Source organism: Brumimicrobium sp. (genome assembly GCA_023957385.1).
In the GTDB taxonomy this organism is placed as follows: Bacteria; Bacteroidota; Bacteroidia; order Flavobacteriales_D; family Crocinitomicaceae; genus Brumimicrobium.
The window spans coordinates 938342-957816 of the sequence record JAMLGZ010000001.1; the positions used below are offsets into that span (position 1 = coordinate 938342).

General features: G+C 34.5%; 17 protein-coding genes. 3 read left to right on the top strand and 14 right to left on the bottom strand.

Annotated elements, in window-relative coordinates; translation table 11 throughout:
- Positions 1-5: 5 nt before the first annotated feature.
- From ccoG to M9897_04115, 6 genes are all read right to left on the bottom strand, one after another.
- Positions 6-1415: a cytochrome c oxidase accessory protein CcoG gene (gene ccoG / locus M9897_04090; GenBank protein MCO5268058.1), complete on the bottom strand. Its 1410-nt coding sequence runs from the start codon at positions 1413-1415 to the stop codon at positions 6-8.
- Positions 1416-1449: 34 nt separating this feature from the next.
- Entirely contained in the window at positions 1450-2346 is an 897-nt protein-coding gene (locus M9897_04095; protein ID MCO5268059.1) for a c-type cytochrome, read from the bottom strand.
- Positions 2336-2518 carry a cbb3-type cytochrome c oxidase subunit 3 gene (locus tag M9897_04100; GenBank protein MCO5268060.1) on the bottom strand — a complete coding sequence of 61 codons (183 nt, stop codon included), beginning with the start codon at positions 2516-2518 and terminating at the stop codon, positions 2336-2338. Before M9897_04100 ends, M9897_04095 begins: the two co-directional genes overlap by 11 nt.
- A 24-nt stretch (positions 2519-2542) precedes the next feature.
- The gene (gene ccoN, locus M9897_04105; protein ID MCO5268061.1) at positions 2543-4684 is read right to left on the bottom strand and encodes a cytochrome-c oxidase, cbb3-type subunit I; all 2142 of its coding nucleotides are present in this window, start codon (positions 4682-4684) and stop codon (positions 2543-2545) included.
- A gap of 5 nt (positions 4685-4689) precedes the next feature.
- Positions 4690-4890 carry a cbb3-type cytochrome oxidase assembly protein CcoS gene (gene ccoS, locus M9897_04110; GenBank protein ID MCO5268062.1) on the bottom strand — a complete coding sequence of 67 codons (201 nt, stop codon included), beginning with the start codon at positions 4888-4890 and terminating at the stop codon, positions 4690-4692.
- A gap of 172 nt (positions 4891-5062) precedes the next feature.
- Positions 5063-6820, bottom strand: a complete 1758-nt coding sequence (locus M9897_04115) for a DUF542 domain-containing protein (protein ID MCO5268063.1) — start codon at positions 6818-6820, stop codon at positions 5063-5065.
- 284 nt (positions 6821-7104) lie between these two features.
- Between M9897_04115 and M9897_04120 the strand changes: the two genes are divergently transcribed.
- The 3 genes from M9897_04120 (at position 7105) to M9897_04130 (ending at position 9570) form a co-directional block, all read left to right on the top strand.
- On the top strand, positions 7105-7710 hold the full coding sequence (locus M9897_04120) for a MarC family protein (protein ID MCO5268064.1): 606 nt from the start codon (positions 7105-7107) through the stop codon (positions 7708-7710).
- Between the two features lie 144 nt (positions 7711-7854).
- Positions 7855-8697 carry a thioester domain-containing protein gene (locus tag M9897_04125; GenBank protein ID MCO5268065.1) on the top strand — a complete coding sequence of 281 codons (843 nt, stop codon included), beginning with the start codon at positions 7855-7857 and terminating at the stop codon, positions 8695-8697.
- Between the two features lie 21 nt (positions 8698-8718).
- Positions 8719-9570 carry a hypothetical protein gene (locus M9897_04130; GenBank protein MCO5268066.1) on the top strand — a complete coding sequence of 284 codons (852 nt, stop codon included), beginning with the start codon at positions 8719-8721 and terminating at the stop codon, positions 9568-9570.
- Between the two features lie 7 nt (positions 9571-9577).
- Here M9897_04130 and M9897_04135 read toward each other — a convergent pair whose 3' ends face one another.
- From M9897_04135 to M9897_04170, 8 genes are all read right to left on the bottom strand, one after another.
- Positions 9578-9805: a ferredoxin gene (locus M9897_04135; protein MCO5268067.1), complete on the bottom strand. Its 228-nt coding sequence runs from the start codon at positions 9803-9805 to the stop codon at positions 9578-9580.
- A complete protein-coding gene (locus M9897_04140; protein ID MCO5268068.1) occupies positions 9798-11045 on the bottom strand; it encodes a U32 family peptidase in 1248 nt (415 codons plus the stop codon). The genes M9897_04135 and M9897_04140 overlap by 8 nt, the downstream gene beginning before the upstream one ends.
- A gap of 149 nt (positions 11046-11194) precedes the next feature.
- A complete protein-coding gene (locus M9897_04145; protein ID MCO5268069.1) occupies positions 11195-11851 on the bottom strand; it encodes a response regulator transcription factor in 657 nt (218 codons plus the stop codon).
- Positions 11848-13683 carry a sensor histidine kinase gene (locus M9897_04150; GenBank protein MCO5268070.1) on the bottom strand — a complete coding sequence of 612 codons (1836 nt, stop codon included), beginning with the start codon at positions 13681-13683 and terminating at the stop codon, positions 11848-11850. The genes M9897_04145 and M9897_04150 overlap by 4 nt, the downstream gene beginning before the upstream one ends.
- 400 nt (positions 13684-14083) lie before the next feature.
- On the bottom strand, positions 14084-14299 hold the full coding sequence (locus tag M9897_04155; protein MCO5268071.1) for an RNA-binding S4 domain-containing protein: 216 nt from the start codon (positions 14297-14299) through the stop codon (positions 14084-14086).
- A 1-nt stretch (position 14300) separates the two neighbouring features.
- Positions 14301-15878 (bottom strand): peptide MFS transporter, encoded by a 1578-nt coding sequence (locus M9897_04160; protein MCO5268072.1) that lies wholly within the window; start codon positions 15876-15878, stop codon positions 14301-14303.
- A 114-nt stretch (positions 15879-15992) separates the two neighbouring features.
- Positions 15993-17489, bottom strand: coding sequence for a peptide MFS transporter (locus M9897_04165; protein ID MCO5268073.1), 1497 nt, complete (start codon positions 17487-17489; stop codon positions 15993-15995).
- A 154-nt stretch (positions 17490-17643) separates the two neighbouring features.
- Positions 17644-19413, bottom strand: coding sequence for a peptide MFS transporter (locus tag M9897_04170; protein MCO5268074.1), 1770 nt, complete (start codon positions 19411-19413; stop codon positions 17644-17646).
- Between the last annotated feature and the right edge of the window lie 62 nt (positions 19414-19475).

The window sequence follows — 19475 nt, forward strand, 5'->3', positions numbered from 1 at the left end:
ATGAGTTAATAGCTACTAAGGAACGAAACTTTTTTGGTTTGTATTACCTTGTCTCCTGATAATATCTGAACATGTATATGCATCTTTCGACTACTTATCTTATCGGAAGGGACACGCACAAAGAACGTTATTTGAGGGTTATTTCCACTCAGTAATGAATCATAAGATTTTCCAGTCACATATTCAATCTGCGCAAAATTTTCTTCTACTTTCATGTCAAAAGGAAGTGTTTTTGCACTTTTGCTTACAATGATAATTTTGTATAAATTAGTTACTGTACCATCGTCATGTTCTTGATAAATTTGTCCGGGAACTCGCATTAGTGTTGCATCAAAGATAGGGCGTGTTAATACAATTGTTGTAAAGCCTATTGTCAGAATAGCTAATAGAGTAATTAACAATTTTGCTCGTAAATCCCAAGAAGATTGTCCAACAGTATTGGTTTCCAGTTGATGTTGACTTGCAATGGTAATTAGTTTGGGAGGTAAACCTACACGTAACATCATGTCGTCACAGGCATCCATACAAGCAGTACACCCAACACATTCCATTTGGAGTCCATCGCGAATGTCAATCCCGGTATGACATACATTAACGCACATTCCACAATCGATACAATCACCTTTAGCAGTATCATCTTTTCGTTTTTTACTACGTGGTTCCCCGCGGTTATAGTCATACACGACTGCTTTAGATTTTTTGTCCATTAAAACGCTTTGTAATCTTCCATACGGACAAATTACGGTACAAACGATCTCACGAATAAAAGCAAAAACAGTATAAAATATTATGGTGAATATTAAGATTGAAATAAACCCGATTATGTGCATACTTACGGGCTCCGTGGCAATTCTAAACACTTCATCAACTCCAATAATATATGCTAAGAAAGTATTTGAAATGATAAAAGAAAGGGTAAAGAAAATAATATGTTTGATTATTTTTCTAATGTAATAATCTGTAGATTTCTCTTTTTTTCTGGCAATTTGCATTTGTTTATGTGCTGGTCCTTCAATCCAAAATTCAATTTTACGGAACATCATTTCCATAAAAATAGTTTGTGGGCAGATCCAGCCACAGAATACACGCCCAAAGATCAGAGTAAAAACATAAATAAAGACTACTCCCAGTACCATTCCTACCCCTAGAATAATGAAGTCTTGTGGAAAGAACATTTTACCGAAGATGGAAAATTCACCTTTTGGTATATTCAACATTAAAAAAGGAATACCATTAATCTTTATAAATGGTAGTGTAAAGAAAATGGCATAATATAACCAACTGAGCCAGGTTCGGTATTTATAATATTTCCCTTTTGGTTGGAAGGCATAGACCCACTTTCGTTTTCCTTCGTTGTCAACAGTGGATATTTTGTTTCCGTAATGTTCAGGGATATATACTTCTTTTTCTGCCATTTTTTATTGTCGTGTGGACATTTTACAATTGTCTCTACTCTTCTTTGAAGATTTCACCTTCCGGATCCTTAGGGTCGGCTGGTGTTGTGCCTTGGATGGATTTTATATAACTAGCTAATTCGGCAATTTCTACTGGAGAGAATTGATCTTTCCATGAAATCATTCCTTTATCAGGCCAACCATATTTGATACTATAGAAAATATCATTTATTTTACCGCCATGTAACCAATGGTCATCTACCAAATTAGGCCCAATACCACCGCCTCCATCAACAGCATGACAAGCGGCACAGCTTTTTTCATATCTCGCTTTTCCGTTAGCGATAGCTGCTTCATCTAGCATAACTACGGTATTTTCATCTACGTTGTTGGCAGATTTTTTCAAATAAGCTTCTACTTGGATGGCAGCCACACGTTGTGTTTCTTTCAATTCAGATATCTGATCAGGGATACCCCCTGTGATAAATACACGGATGAGGTAAATAACACCAAAAATAACAGTTCCTGCAAAAGCAATGTTCCACCATGCAGGGATGTTATTGTCTAATTCACTGATGCCATCATAGTCATGACGGAGGTCAAGTCTTTCAACATCTTCTTTCGTATTTTTACCTCCTAGCCAGTCCATTAACTTTTCACCAAAAACACGTGTATCTGGCACAAATTCAGAAGATTTTTCATCTATAACATCTCCAGCAGCAGCTTTTTTTGCCATTCTCAAAATGGGATAGGCAAATAAGGCTATAACTAAAATAAGTAGAATTCCAATTACCTCTGAACCATGATTAAATAAATTTTGTCCCCATGTTAATTGCACTTCTTCAACAACTTCTTCAGCAGCTTCTGCTTCTTGTGCAAAAGACATAAAAGAAAGCACACTAAATAAGATTATAGTAGCTGCTTTGCACGAAATGATTTCTTTAAATTTCATATTCATTGTTTTTATCGTTTAAAGGAATATTCGCATTTTCTTCCATCTTCTTTTTGTTGCTAGTGAAAGCATACAAAGCTGCAATCACGAATACAGTTCCAAAGATGATAAGAGAAATGATAGGAAAGATGCTAACGTCTTCTATTTTAGTTAAATATTCCGAAAATTTCATATTTCTATTTATTTAATGAGTTACTTATTCTTTGCTTAAATCAACTTTTTTAATATCCGTTCCTAAACGTTGTAAATAAGCAATTAAAGCAATAATTTCAGTCTCTTCGTTTGCACCATTGATTTTTTGCTTCTTCAATTCTGCAGTGATTGCATTTGCTTGCATGAAATATTCATCAATCGCTTTATTGTCGTATCCTGCAGGATAAGGAGTGCCTAATTTCTGGAGTGTTCTAATTTTGCTTGGCAATAAGCCTACATTGGTTTTGTTTTCTAACAGCCATGGGTAAGCTGGCATGATACTTCCTTCACTAATACTTTGCGGATCATCCATGTGCATATAATGCCAAGAGTGTGAGTATTTACCTCCTATTCTGTGTAAATCAGGACCTGTTCGTTTACTTCCCCATTGGTACGGTCTGTCATAAATGAATTCTCCAGCGCGAGAGTATTCACCATATCGAGCAACTTCATCTCTGAATGGACGTATCATTTGTGAGTGACAGGTGTAGCAACCCTCTCGGATGTATATATCACGCCCGGCTAATTCAAGTGGAGTATAAGGAGTTACAGCATTAATTACCGGAACATCTTTATCAACCAATAGTGAGGGAGTTAACTCTACCAAACCGCCGATTCCAACAGCTACTAAACTTAAGACAGTCAATAGAATAGGTCTTCTCTCTATAATTTTGTTGTGCCAATATATTTTATGATTTTCATCTTCTGGTTTTGGTAAATGTTTATATGAAACAGCTTCTGCTAATTCATTTGCTTCAAATGAACCTTTAAGGATAGTTTTTCTCAAGTTATAAACAGCTAATACAGCACCAGTTAAGTATAAAGTACCTCCTACAATTCGTAAATAATAAGCAGGAAGGATATGAGTTACTGTTTCCAAAAATTGATATTTTAATTGACCTGATTCAGTGAAAGACTTCCACATGATACTTTGAGCAAAAGCAGCCCAATATAAAGGAACTGCGTATAATATGATTCCAATTGTACCAATTAAAAAATGAGTGTTTGCCATCTTTTTAGAATACAAATCTGTTTTCCACATTTTTGGGATTAGCCAGTACAACATTCCAAAAATTAAGAACCCGTTGAAACCAAGTGCTCCTACGTGCACATGCGCAATTGTCCAGTCTGTATAGTGTGAAATAGCATTGATTGATTTTACTGATAAAAGTGGGCCTTCCAAAGTTGCCATTCCATAACATGTTAAGGCAACAATAAACATTTTTAAAATAGGGTTATCCTTTACTTCATTCCACGCACCACGAATAGTAAATAATCCATTTAACATACCACCCCAACTTGGTAAAATCAGCATGATACTAAATACAGTTCCTAAAGCTTGTGCCCAAGTCGGAAGTGCCGTATATAATAGGTGGTGAGGACCAGCCCAGATATAAATAAAAATCAAGGCCCAGAAGTGAATGATACTCCAACGATAGGAATAAATTGGTCGATTAGCTACTTTAGGAACGAAGTAGTACATTAATCCTAACATCGGTGTAGTTAAAAAGAAGGCTACTGCATTATGCCCATACCACCATTGTACCAAAGCATCTTTCACCCCTGCAAAAGCACTATAACTATGACCAAAGGCATACGGTAAAGCCATGGAGTTAACAATGTGCAACATGGCTACAGCAACCCATGTTCCGATAAAGAACCAAATAGCTACATACATGTGACGTTCACGACGTTTTAGCATAGTTCCAAGCATATTGATACCATAAATTACCCAAACAATAGTTATAAGAATATCTATTGGCCACTCTAGTTCGGCGTATTCTTTACTAGTAGTAAAACCTAATGACAATGATACTGCGGCTAGGGCGATAATTAGTTGCCATCCCCATAAGTGCAGTTTTCCTAATAAATCACTGTACATTCTAGTTTTTAATACTCGTTGAAAGATATAATAAGAACCAGCAAATACAGCATTTCCTACGAATGCGAAAATTACTGCATTGGTATGAATTGGCCTAAGCCTACCAAAGGTAATATACGGAATACCTCCATTTAAAGAAGGAAAAGCTAATTGTGAAGCTGCGATAACCCCGATTAACATTCCTATAACTCCCCAAAAGAGTGTAGCAATTCCAAATTGTTTTACAATCTTGTTGTCATAATAAAATTGTTCTTTCTCTACCATTGTGTTTAGTTTTTGATTTTATTTTTTTCTTGTTTAGAAGCGTTTGTAGAAGCGTTCTTTTTTACTATTTCGTCCTCAAAAAAGATTCTATAAGCAGGGGAGTAGTCGTCTTCGTATTGACCCGACTTTACATTCCAAATAAAAGCACCTAAGAAAACAAGTGCCACGCACATGGATACGATTAATAAAAGTCCAATTATTCCCATCAGTTTCTTTTAAACTTAGTTTAAAGTGGCAAAGAAAATGAAATAAAGGACAAAGTTGTATGATATAGGTTTGGTCAAAACATGACTTTTGTCATGGAGTAGAAAAGGGTGGAAAGTTGAAAAGTTGAGAATGGAAAATAAATAAACTTTCCATTCTCAACTTTCAATTATTTTATTTTCCTATCTTATTTTCTAAGATAATTGCTTTAGGGAAAAGAATATTGTTTTCCAAATGAACATGTAAGTAGGTGTCACGCTCGAATTCTTCTAGTTTTTTGAAAAAGAAAGAATAAGAGTCACATGCGTCATTTGGCAATGCATAATTATTGGTGATTTTTCTGAAATTCCTTAGTGCATCACCAGTTTCGTCATGTTCAGCTTCCATTTTTGCTACAGCATTAGCAAAAGCGCCTCCGGTTGCTTCTGGCTTTTTACCTTCTGATAATAGCTGAGCCATTTTACGAATTGCAGGGAATAATACATCCTCCTCTTTACTCATGTGTGTAAGAAAATCTTTAAACATAAGTTTTACTTGGCTTGCTAACTCCTTTAATTCAGGGTGGTGTTGACCATGGCGTTGTGCTACATTATCTGCTAATCCACTAATGATTTCAGCATTTTCCCTCACATAACGATGGTGTGTTTCTAAAATATAATCAGCTAAAAACTCAACATCCCATAGATTATAGTCTTGAGACATTAAAAGTGGCTTCACGTTATGTTGTACTTCTTGGATTTCTTTTTCAATTTGTTCTTTTTCGACTCCTGCTTCTTTGCATGACTCGCTTAGGGTCTTGTTAGCGTGCCAAAAACAATCTACATCATGTTTCTCAAATACTTGGATAAGTCTATAGTCTTTAGCAACCATAGTTCGAACGGTTTCTTTTACTCCATCGAAGGAAATTTTAATTCTACTTCGTTTTAAAGGAGTTGTCGATGCAGAAGAAGCGGTGTTGGTGTTGGTGTTACTTTTCTTTGTGATACGAATTTCAAAAACACTAGGGCCTTGTTGTAAGTAATCCCAAGTAAAGGTATCGCCTTTAGTAGCTGATAATTGGTAATATAAAGGTTTTGGATCATGGTCGTTATGCAAGATAAAACTTTCACCTTCCTTCAGATTATCAAATGTTTCTATGATAGTTTTATGTTTTATTGCGGGAGACAACTTAGTTGCGTCCAATATTTCTTCATTTGAGTTCTCTCCTGCTTTCTTTTTAGTTATTCTAATTTCAAATAATTCGGGACCTTCTTGTAAATACACCCAATCAAAAATATTACCTTTTAAAGATTCGAGTTGATATTTTAGGGGTTTTGGGTCATGATCGTTACGCAAGATAAAACTTTTTCCTTCTTCAAGTTCTTCAAATGTTTGGATAATCATTTGGTGTTTGATAGAAGGGTGTAATAAAGGAGCATCTACAACTAATTCATCAGAAGTTTCTTCTTCAGTTGTCGGAGTATCACCTTTTTTTGTAATTTTTATTTCATAAAATGTTGGACCGTTTTGAAGATATTCCCATGTGAAAGTATCTCCTTTCATTGAAGAAAGTTGGTAATATAAAGGCTTTGGATCGTGGTCGTTCTGTAAAATAAAATATTCTCCTTCTGCTAAATCTTCATACGTTTGAAAAATAGTTTGGTGCTTTATAGCAGGAGCTAATTTGGTAGCATCCACCACTTTCTCTTGATTACCTAACCCTTTTTTTTCAATCTTAATTTGAAATATGGATGGTCCTTGTTGTAAATAATCCCAAGTAAATGTATCTCCAAATACAGAAGAGAACTGGTAATATAAAGGCTTTGGATCATGGTCATTTTGCAAAATAAAATAATCTCCTTCTGCTAAATCTTCAAAAGTTTGCAGGATGGTTTGATGTTTAATCATCGGAGAAAGCTTTGTGGCATCTAAAATTTTTTCAACTGTTTCCATATTTTCTAATTAGAGAATGCAAAAATAGTAGTTTTTATTAGGGGATAAAAGAAAACACTTAAAAAACACTTAAATGTCTTTTTTAAACTTTTTTGCGTTAAAATGGTGATAATTGTGAGGAGTTTAGTTGCTCCAGATCTGTTTTGTGAATTATTCTATATATCTTAAAGTCTTCCAAAATTTTCGTTGCTTTAGAATTTTCTTTTAGTTTTTTAGTTCATTACCGTTGTCTTACTAATACTATAAAACATTTTTCTTATTTTTGTACACGAAAAAAACGGATGATGAAGGATTTCTTTACAGCAATTGATGGGTTTGAAATATTTAATGCAACGATGGTGCTATTCGCTGTAATAGATATTATTGGTTCTATTCCAATTATAATTAAGGTAAAGGAAACCTCGGGAGATATTCATGCGGGGAGAATTACCATAGTTTCATTAATTATTATGGTTTCCTTCCTTGTTATGGGGGAAAGTATCTTAGGTCTTTTTGGAGTTAATATATCCTCATTTGCAGTAGCAGGATCCTTAATTTTATTTGCTTTAGCAATAGAAATGAGTACTGGAATTCAGTTGTTTAAAGAAAGCCCAGATCCTAAAGTGAGCGGGAAGAGTACGAGTATTGTTCCTATTGCATTTCCTATTATTGCAGGTGCTGGAACTATGACAACTTTGGTATCTATTCGAGCAGAATATGAGATGATTAATATTTTGATTGCTATTGTGATAAATATGGCTTTGGTTTTCGTTGTACTGCGTTTAACGCGTAGAATTGAGCGTCTTCTTGGACCCGGAGGTATTGCTATTATCAAAAAAGTATTTGGAATCATCTTATTAGCCATTGCTGTGAAACTCTTCGCAACGAATATTACAGTACTATTTCAATAATTTGTAACTCGTTTGCATTTACAAATTACTTTGTTAATGGACAACGGGTAGCTTGTAGTAGGATTAGTTCTTAAGGAATTTTATTTTGGCAAAATATTTGTAACTTTCTTTAAAATAGTGAGTTATTAATTTAAATTTGAAGCCATGAAAACCAGTCTCCTAATCCTTACAATCGCAATTTCTTTCGTGTTACGTGCAAATGAAGATTTTCTTGAAGCTATAAGCCAAAATAAGGTGAGTTATTCTATAAGTTATAAGAGTTTTGGAGAGAAAGGAATTTCTCTGAATATCAAGAATCTAACAGCTAATGTGATTAGTCTATCAATTGCTCCAGGAACTATTTTCTTACCTGAATCAGATGATGAACAAACTTTAATGAATGCAGATGAACAATTGATTGTATTGAGACCAAAAGCGGAAGATTTTGTATTGGTAGATGGATACTGTATAAATTATAATAAATTAGCTCCTAGTGAAGAGAGTACATATAAAATTAAAAAAACCAACAATCCTAATTTAATCGCTCTATTAGATTATTTCAAACAAAATCCAATTTCAAAAGATAACTATCAAGCAGCTATCTGGGCTGTTAGTGATAATGAAGATATTGCATATATAGAGCCAATAACAGAGTCAGACAAAGGTGTTCGTGAATTAATTGCTAAGATGACTAATAGGCCTAATCCATGGTATTCTAAAGATGAAAAGATTGAAGTTGAACCTAGGCAAGTTATTGCGAGAGGGAGTTCAGTTGTAGAAGGTATTTTATCTATGACTCCAGAGAAGGACGTGGAAGTATATGTCACTGTAGAAAATAGTAACATGGAACAAATTCGAGATTACCCAGGTATGAAATTTGACAAAGGTTGGAGCACTAACCTTCGTTTTAAAATTGCAGTATCCGGATGGGAAAAAGGGAATTATACTGCCACAATTCGAGATAAGGCTACCGGAGAAGGATTAAAAACTTTCGAATTTTCTATATAAATTAAACTTAAACTGTTCAAAATGAAAACCTTCACATGCATACTTTTATTGGCAGCAATAACTTTTCAAAGCTACGCCATTGACTTTGTTAGTGCCTTACAACAAAAAAAGGTAAAAGTAGAAGCTCAATTTTTTAATTTAGGAAAAGAGGGGCTTACACTTGAGTTATATAATCCTTCTAAAGATTCATTGAAACTTATAATTGAGGGAGGAACTATCTTTATACCGAAAAGTAATGAAGAACAAACTTTACTTAATGTGGAGGAGGAGTTTATTGTGATAGCTCCAATGGGGAATTTTTCTATTAACGTAGGCGCATATTGTACCATGTTGCATAAACATGTTCCGACTACAGAAGGTAATTCTTTTAGCTATAGCAAAACAACAGATCAGAAACTCCTTGCTTTTGTGAATTTTGTGAAACAACATAAAATTGATGAAGGAAATTATCAACAGGCTGTTTGGGTAATTACTGATAACCAAGATTTAGCATTTGTAGATCCAGATTTAAAAGGAGGAAAAGAACTGCGTGATTTTTTGGGTGGAATGACAAGCCAACCAGCCAAATGGTACACTATCAGATTTGATATGTTTGCTATACCAGGGCAGCCTGTACAACGAACTAGCTCTACTATTGAAGGTTTTATTTCTTTGCAACCTAATGTGCGTGTAGCTACATATCTAACGATTGAGGATGCAAATCATAAAATCATTCGTAGAATTGACCAACAGACTATTGTGTTTGAGCGAAATGATTCAAAGCAAGTTCCCATAACTTTGGTGATAGGGGATTGGGAAAGTGGAAAATATACACTAACTATTCGCAATCAATTAAATAGTCAGCCGTTGAAAAGTTTTGAGTTCGAATTATAAATGCAGTTTATTTCCCCTCAAGTTTAATGACACGAACAGGGCAGGCTTTTACTACCTGCTTACAAGTTTCAATGTCTTCAGGGCGAACATCTAGCTGAAATACTCCCTTCTTTTCAATTCCTCCAATGAGAACAGCTTTTCCATCTTTTCTAGACATTCTCCAGTGGTCGTAATCGATTTCAACACATGCGTTGCAGCCGATACATCGTTCTCTATAGTGAATGAGCTTAGGCATTTTCAGAAACTACTTTATACAGTTTATCAGAAGGTCTTACTTTCTCACTCACTTTAAAAGTAATGGTGTCTCCTTTTACAGCTTTTTCTACTACTTGCCCATTGTCTAGTCGAATTTCTTCCGCGATTGCTTCAACTAATCCTGTAGTTGGTCCTATGATAAGCACTTTATCTCCTTTTTTGATATCGTGACTATCCATACGGAACTCACCTACACCAACTTGTTCAAAGTATTTCATACTCTTTCCGATGTAGATTTTACGAGTGGTAGCAACGGAACCGTAGGATTTACTCCATTCGCCCATTTTTTGTCCCATATAATATCCATCCCAAAATCCTCTGTTGTAAACTGTGCTAAGTCTTTCTCTCCAAACAGCAATCTTTTCAGGAGTATAAGTACCTTCTTGAATAGAGTCAACTGCCTCACGATAACATTGTGTGGTTGTATATACATAGTCGGCAGCACGTCCTCTTCCTTCAATTTTTAATACACGAACACCTGCATCTAGAATTTGGTCTAAGAATTCAATAGTACACAAATCTTTGGCCGACATGATGTATTCATTGTCTATTTCTAATTCATTTCCGTTTTCGTCTTTTACTTCATATTTAAATCTACAATTTTGAACGCATGCGCCACGATTTGCAGATGCATTATCTGAATGTAAACTCAAATAGCATTTTCCAGATACAGCCATACATAAAGCACCATGAGCGAAAATTTCAATCTGTACTAATTCTCCTTTTGGACCTCGAATATCTTCTCTTTCAATTTGTTTTACAATATCACCTACCTGTTTTAAAGTTAATTCTCTTGCCATTACCATTACATCGGCATAGGAAGAAAACATTTCAATTGTCTCAATATTAGTGACATTACTTTGTGTACTAATATGTAATTCCATTCCAACTTTTCGGCAGTAATTCATAACTGCTAAATCAGAAGCAATAACAGCCGTGATTCCAGCTGCTTTGGCGCCATCCACAATCTTTTTCATTAATGAAATATCGTGGTCATAAATAATTGTATTAAGTGTAATATAGCTTTTTACGCCATTCTCATCACACAATTTTGCAACCTCTGGAAGGTCTTCCAATAAAAAGTTATTTGTTTGGCGAGCACGCATATTTAATTGCTCTACCCCAAAATATACTGAATCAGCACCAGCTTTGATGGCAGCAGCCATGGCTTCTTTAGAACCCGCTGGGGCCATTACTTCGATTTTTCCGTATTTACTCATAAAAACTCAGCTTGTAAGTTTGAATTGTCTCAAATTAGATGACAAATGTAGTTATTTTTTAGTTTTTTACTTAATGTAAGTAGGTTATACCCTAAAAGCTAAGGCATATTGTCAAGAATGTGACAAGGCGGGAATAATGCAAAATCAATTTATATTAATCGTTTCTTCTTGGCCAGCTCGATTGCTTCTATCTTAGAATGTACTTGAAGCTTTTGGTAGATATTCTCAATATGTTTACGGATGGTAGAGGGAGATAGGAATAAGTTTTCTGCAATAATTGTATAGGTAAGTCCTTTGGATAATTGTTCTAATACTTCAATTTCTCGTTTTGACAGGATAATCTCATTCGGATTGGCATCTGCTTCTTCACTGATTACAATAGGGTTTCTGAGTAGGTTTAATGTTTTTAAGGCAATAGAAGGAGTCATTGCAGCTCCTCCTTCTAAGGTTTGTAGAATGTAGTTGTGTAATTCTTCTAATGAAGTTTCTTTAAGTAAATATCCATCAGCTCCAGATTGAATGGATTTAAAAATATTCTCGTCATTATCAAAAACGGTGAGCATGATGATTTTAATTTGCGGATAGCGTTGTTTCACTAATTGACAGGCTTCAATTCCGTTACAATTTGGCATTTCAATATCCATTAAGATAACATGTATATTTGGGTTCTCTTCAAGCTTCTGTAAACATTGATTTCCATCATTAGCTGAAAAAACTACTTGAATATCATTAAAAAAAGAGAGTTTATCCTTGATACTCTTAATTAGAAAATTATTATCATCTATAATAGCTACTTTGATTTTCATAGATCATTTTTTAATATTAGCTCAATGCTTGTTCCTTTCCCTTCGGATGATGTTAAAGAGAGTTGAGTACCAAGTTCAATGGCACGTTTTCTCATGTTATTTAGTCCGTTACCTAGTTCAGTTTTCTCTTCATTAAATCCTTTACCATTGTCTTGAATGGTGAAATGTAAGTCTTTATCCTGTCGAATATTTACAACAACTTGGGAAGCTTCTGCATATTTTAAGGAGTTATTTATGGCTTCTTGAATTATTCTAAAAATGTTCAACCCTTTAAGATTTCCAAAGTCGATATCTTTAGGGAGTTGCTCATCAATTATAAAAAGGATTTCCGTATTGGGATAGAATTGTTTTGCCTTTTCAGTAAAGTTAGCCACGCGAGATAATAAATCTTCCATTGTAATGGATGTAGTATGCATAGCCCAGATAGTATCTCGTAATTCTCCAATAGTTCCAGATGTAAAGTCTTTAATTTCACTTAGTTTTTCTTTAATAGTAGGATTTTCTTTTTGAATACTATAGCTAAGATTGTCTAATGCAGAAATAATAAAGGCTAATTGGGCTCCAATATTATCGTGTAAATCGCGTGAAATACGTAGGCGTTCTTCTTGTAATTTTTGGGTAGCTTCGTACCTTAATTGAGTTTCTTTTAGTTCTGCTTCACGTTTAAATCTTTCATGTTTTGACTTTTGTCTATCAATAAGTAGATACGTAAATAATAGAATGAACACAATAAATATAGCAAATCCGATTAAAAATAAATTTGATCTTTGTAATTTCAATTGATTCTCTGCAATTTCTGCTCGTTGTTCAAGTATCTTTTTCTCTTTTTCTACAGTTTCATATTTTGTACTAATGTCTTCAACTGCTTTGATTTTGTTGATATTGTACAAACTATCATTTAGAGAACTGTGCTCTTTTAGATTGTAATAAGCATTCTGAAAGTCCTTTAAGTTCATGTAATTCTCTTCTATCTGTCCGTAGTTATAAACTCGAATATCTGGATATTGAATTTGCATAGCTAACTGATTACTTTTCTGGAAGTATTCATTAGATAAACTATATTGCCCTGTTTCCTTATAGAGTTCACCCAACGAAGTATAGCTCAACATCAAAGGAAAAATATCTTTTAACCGTTCTCGAATAGCTAAAGAGTGTAAGAAGTAATCTTTGGCATTTTCGTAATTTTGGAGTAGCATTTGATTTTGACCTAAAAATTCAAGGGCATAGCTTATCCCCACAGAATCTTTGCGCTTTTCCTGAATCTGCAAAGAAAGTAGAAAGCGTTCGTTGGCCGTTTTTAGATCACCTATATTTTGGTAAACAATACCACTTTCGTTATTGATACGTGCAATCCCTTCAAGGTCTTTTCTCTTTTCGTAAAAGAGTAACGCTTTATCATAGAAACTGATAGCGCGCTCATTTTGATTGAGTTTGCGGTGCATTCGAGCTAAATCATCATATAAAGCACCAATAACCTTTTGTTCATTTGCGTTTTGAAGTATTTCTAAAGATCGGTAATAATATACAGAAGCACTGTCTATAGCCCCTAATTTCATCCATGCATTTCCGATATTCCGGTAAAAATAACCTATTTGTATTTTGTCTCCCTTTTTATCGGCTACTTTTATTCCAAAGTGAGCCAATGAAATAGTTTCTTCATACTTGGTTGCATGAATAGATTCAATAGCTTGTTCGAGTAATTTAATTTGTTGCGTGTAATTTTTTTCCTTCTTTACGTGCTGAAGAATACTATCTATAAATACAGCCTTCTGCGAAAAGGAATTCGCACTGAATATCCAAATTAGAAATAGTATAATATATTTTAGTTTCATTTAGTATTCTATCAATAGAGGTTAAAAATGCTAATGTACAGAATAATTTTATACCATTAAAAGAAAAGCATCCTGAGAATAAATCATACTCTCAGGGGCATTTCTTATAACTTGAAAATCCAAGTTGGGTGGTAGGTAATATCTTCATTTTAACTTATTTTCCTTACTCTTTCTTTCTACAAATGTCATATATAAATAAGAGCTGTACAATACGACATTTGATGTATAATTATTTCTTATGTAGTGTCAATTTGTGTATTATGCTCGTTAGTATAAAAAAAAAGGCACTCATTTCTGAGTACCCCTGCATTCAATTAAGAACACTATGAAAACTGATTATTTTCTTTTTATACAAACATATATAAAAAATATATGTGTAGTAATAGGGCAAATGCAGTATTTATTCGACAGAAATGACACAGGTGTCTTTTACTTGAACTTGTTCTCCTTTTCGTATTTTAGCTCTTTTTCTAGTTTCAATTGCATTTTGAAAGATGATTTCTTTGTTTTCCACCATCATTTTGGCATGCCCACCCGACTGTGCTATCTGTGTGGCTTTGAGTAATTGAATTAATTCAATGTATTCACCTTCCAAGTGGAATGATATTTTTTTCATATTATTTTACTTCTTGCATTAATTTTCGAATCCATGGAGAGATTAGAATAAGTATCACACCTGCTATTAAGGCATATATAGCAAATTGCTTATATCCTGCGGTGTAATTCATCATTTTGTCAAAATTAGAACTGCCTTCATTTCCTTTGGAAAGATTGGCTCCGAAAAGTCCTGCAACATATTGTCCATAAGCACTAGCTAAGAACCAAAATCCCATCATCATCCCTTGCATAGATTTAGGTGATAGCTTGGTCATAATGGATAACCCAATGGGTGACAAACAAAGTTCTCCTAAGGTTACGATCAAATAAGCTAAGATGAAGATGTTTAGGCTAGAAACACCCGCTTCCGAAGCAAAAAATCGCATCGCATAGAAAACATAAAAACCAGCACCTAAGAACAAAAATCCTAATCCGAATTTTACTACTGTATTTGGTTCTATTTTGCGTTTGGCTAAAGCTAACCAAACAAAACTAGCAACAAAGGCGAATATGATAACAAATAAAGCATTTGCGGCATTGTTTACGCTATTAGGATCCATTTTTAGAATACCCATAAAATCATCGTCTAAATTATTGAGTGCAAAAATGCTAAGTGAACCTCCTGCTTGTTCGTAGATTCCCCAAAATAAGATAGAGAAGATGATAAATAGTAAAGCAGCTATGAGTTTCTTTTGTTCAGCCCATGAATGTTTTGTCATCTCAAAGAAGAAATAGATAAGTGCCAAAGGTCCTACGATATACATGAATAAATCGGTATATCGGGTGTTTTCCACCATCATGTAAATCAATGGAATAGCTAGCAAAGAGCCAACATATACAGCATATTCTTGCCAGCGTTTGTTCTTTTGAATTTTAATCTCGACAAGTTCTTGTTCTACAGGAGCAGTAGCTGTTCCGTCAATGTCTAACTCTTTCTCATGTGGCACATTGTTTAAAAGGGGGGAGAGTCCAATTGGTCCCATTCTCTTTTGTGTGAAAAGAAAAGTTAGTAAGCTGATAGTCATGACAATTCCCGCAAATCCAAATGCTAAATTCCAGGAATAATGTTTTCCTACATATACACAGATAGCTCCTCCAAGTAAAGCCCCAATGTTTATTCCTGAATAGAATACGGAAAATCCGGCATCTCTGCGGTTGTCTCCATCTCTGTATAATAAACCTACCATGGTGGAAATATTGGGTTTGAAGAAACCAGTGCCAATCACTGTAAAACTAATTCCAATCAAAAAATAATCATGAGGATTGAGAGCCAGAATGGCACTACCTGTAATCATCATAATACCACCCCAAAACAGTGATTTTCGAAAGCCGATAATTTTGTCAGCAAATAAACCACCAGCAAAGGTAAAAGCGTATATAAAAGCTTGAATTGCACCGTAGCGAAGTTGAGCAGTTTCTTCAGTCATGGATAATCCATATACTGTGTCAATCATAAATACTGTTAGCATTCCTCGCATTCCATAGAAGCAGAAACGCTCCCACATTTCAGATAAGAATAAATACCATAATTGTTTTGGATATTTTCCTTTGAAGTTGTGTATCTCTTCGAGAGTTAGGGTTTTTGATATATTACTCATAAGTTGTTTTATTATATGAATGTAAAAGTAGGAATGAAAATGAATAAAAGGAATTTTTAACAATAAAAAAAGGTTGCAATATGTTGCAACCTTCTTGAAATGTCATCTTTTAGTTTAGTGAATTCCTTTCATAGATTTGTTTAGGAATCGGGATAGTATAAGTAACCCAGCTCCTGAAGCAATCATTAAATAGGTAATAAACGTATATAAATCAAAATCGTATTTTACAAGAATTTGTTCTAAAGTGGCAGCCAAATAGTTACCTAATGCAAAACTTGCCATCCAGATTCCCATCATGATTGAAACAGTTTTTTGTGGTGCTAATTTAGTTACCATAGACAATCCAATAGGAGAAAGCATTAACTCCCCACAAGTTAAGAGTACATAGACTACTACTAACCACATTGGACTAACAAGATTTCCACCTTCTGCACTCTTTGTAGCTAATGTCATGATGTAGAAAGAAATTGCTCCAATAAACATAGCTATCGCAAATTTGATAGGAGTTCGTGGATTTAACTTTCGTTTTGCCAATTGCACCCATAATATGGAGAATAGCGGTGCTAATGTAACAATCGCGATAGGGTTTACATTTTGAAACCACGTAGTTGGGATTTCAAAACCAAATACTACTCTATCCGTATTTTCTTGTGCAAATAGATTAAAGGTACCACCTGCTTGTTCAAATCCTGCCCAGAAAACAATATTGAAGAAAGCTAAGATTAAAATAACCATAACACGTGACCATTCTGTTTTTCCAGATGTGCCACTGGCAATTGATTTGCCAAGAAATCCTATTCCTCCAATTAATGCTGCCCAAATAACAATTTCATGCACGATATCTCCTGTTTTAGACCAGAAGATCATAGTAGCAATAACGATAGCTACATTTACGATAGAGTAAATAATAATATCCATCCAGTCTTTTGTTATAAGATCTGTTCTATTTTCTTTATAGGCTTTTGGTGGTAGCCCTAAATCATTTAGTGTACTTCTACGAGCGTGAAACCAAATCACACCGATTAACATACCAATACCAGCGGAAAGATAACCGTAAGGCCATCCAAATTTCTCACCCAAAGTCCCCGCGATGAACGGAGATAGAAAAGCACCGATATTGATACCCATATAGAAAATAGTAAAACCACCGTCTTTGCGAGGATCGTCATTTTCATATAGATTACCAACAATGGTAGAAATATTAGGTTTAAAGAAACCATTTCCTAAGATTAAAACCCCTAATCCCATGTAGAAGAAGAATTTCTGATCATCAAGGTTGCTAATAAATTGAGCAGAAGAGCTAAATGCTAGCATAAACTGACCTATAGCCATGGTGATACCACCTATTAAGATAGATTTGCGCTGACCTAAAACATTATCAGAAAACCATCCTCCTAGAATAGGAGTAAGGTAAACTAAAGCTGTAAAAATACCGTAAACTTGTAATGATTCTGCACGATCAAGTCCAAAGCCTCCTGTTGCTAATTCAGCGGTTAGGAAAATGGTTAATAAGGCACGCATTCCATAGTAGGAGAAGCGTTCCCACATTTCAGTAAAAAATAAACTGTATAATCCTTTAGGGTGTCCTTGTTTTTGTGTTTCGTTGCTCATATTCATTTATAGTTTAGAGTCGGTAAAACTATAAAAATTAAAATATAAAAGCCATTCCAGAGTAGGAAATTTAGATTAAAGTTGACAAATGTCAGATTATGTTGATAAATATATAGACTAATTAGAAGATAGTCAGCTGATTATACTTTTCTTTCTATTTTACGCCGTGGAGTAATCTTTTCAATAAAGGATGTAGAAGCATAATCAGTATAGCGGCCCCTAATGGAATGAGCGTAAATAATAAGAAAAAATGACCCAAAGAATAATTCTCTTTAATGATTTCTACTTGTCCTCCTAGAACAGCTGCCAATTTTTGTGCGATGGCAATAGCTAAATACCAAATCCCATACATAAATGCTAACATACGCCCTGGAACGAGTTTGCTCACATACGAAAGTCCAACAGGTGAAATAAATAATTCTCCAATTGTGTGGAATAAATAGGTTAATACTAGCCATAACATAGATATTTTAACTCCTTCAGCAATTCCCCATGAACCTAAAGCTAAGATTAAAAAACCAATAGCTACGAAGATAAGTCCAAAACCATATTTAAAGGCTACAGATGGATTGTACTTAGAATCCCAAATCTTACTAATACTAGAAGCCAATAGGATTATAAAAAAAGAGTTTAAAGTAGAGAACCAAGAAACCGTGATTTCTGATGATTCAGCATTAAATTCTCTATACAACATGGTGATTACTGCTGTCCATATCAATGCAAAACAGATAAATAAAATGATATTTGACCATTTAATTTTATCCCAAGTTTTTTTAGCTAAAGTGATGAGTACCCATGAGATAATAGATAACGGAACAACCGCTAGTAAGGAGTTTACTATATTGAATGTTAAAAGTGCGTTTCCTTCTAAAGTACGATCAATGTAGTCTCGAGCAACAATTACCAAAGAAGATGCTCCTTGTTCAAAACTCATAAAGAAGAACATCAATGAGGCAGCGAGTAATATAATCCCAAACATCCGATCTCGTACCACTTTGCCATAGCGTACAATTCGTGTAATTAATAATGTAAAGAATAATAAAAGTGTTCCAATTATTACAATAAACTGTCCCCTAAATACACTTCCATTTGATTTGCTGATATCTAAAAACTTAAACATATCCATCTCTGGAATATTTTTAGAGATAGGGTCGTTAAAAGCATACATCATTCCCAAAACACTTACAACAAGGATTAGGATAATATCCATCTTTTTGAATGGGTTTCTTATTTTTTCATCAGGATGTGCAATTTGATCATCAGATTCATTATGCTGGTCATGCTTCTTTAAATCTCCGATGGTTCCAAAGAGTGATTTAGATAACCAGAATTGAAGAGTCCCCAATAACATAAATATTCCTGCAAGACCAAATCCAATATGCCATCCAAAGCGTTCTGCAAAATAGCCACATAGCATCATTCCGAAGAAAGCTCCAGCATTCACACCCATATAGAAAATGGTATATCCACCATCCTTCTTTTTGGGGTAGTGTTTATACATTTCTCCAATAATGGAAGGCATGTTTGGCTTGAAGAACCCTGTTCCAAGTACTAAACATGTTAGTCCAGCAAAAAAGGTAGCATTGCTTTCAATAGCCATAAAAGCATGACCTAATGTCATGATTAAAGCGCCCACAATTACAGATTTCCATGAGCCTAATAATTTATCAGCTATAATACCACCAAAAACCGGTGTGATGTATAGTAACATGACATAAGTTCCATAGAGCGCTGAAGCTGATTCTACCGTCCATCCTAAACCAGAATGAGAATCCCCAAAAATAACTGCCGCCGTAAGATATTGTATGAGTAGAACACGCATTCCATAAAAGGAGAAACGCTCCCACATTTCTGTAAAGAATAATACAAACAATCCACTTGGATGTCCTAATACTTGTCTTTCTATCCCAACGGCTGGACTCATGCTTTAAAATTTGAATGGCGAAAATAAGTATTTAAAATAGAATGAGTTATAGGATGGTCTGA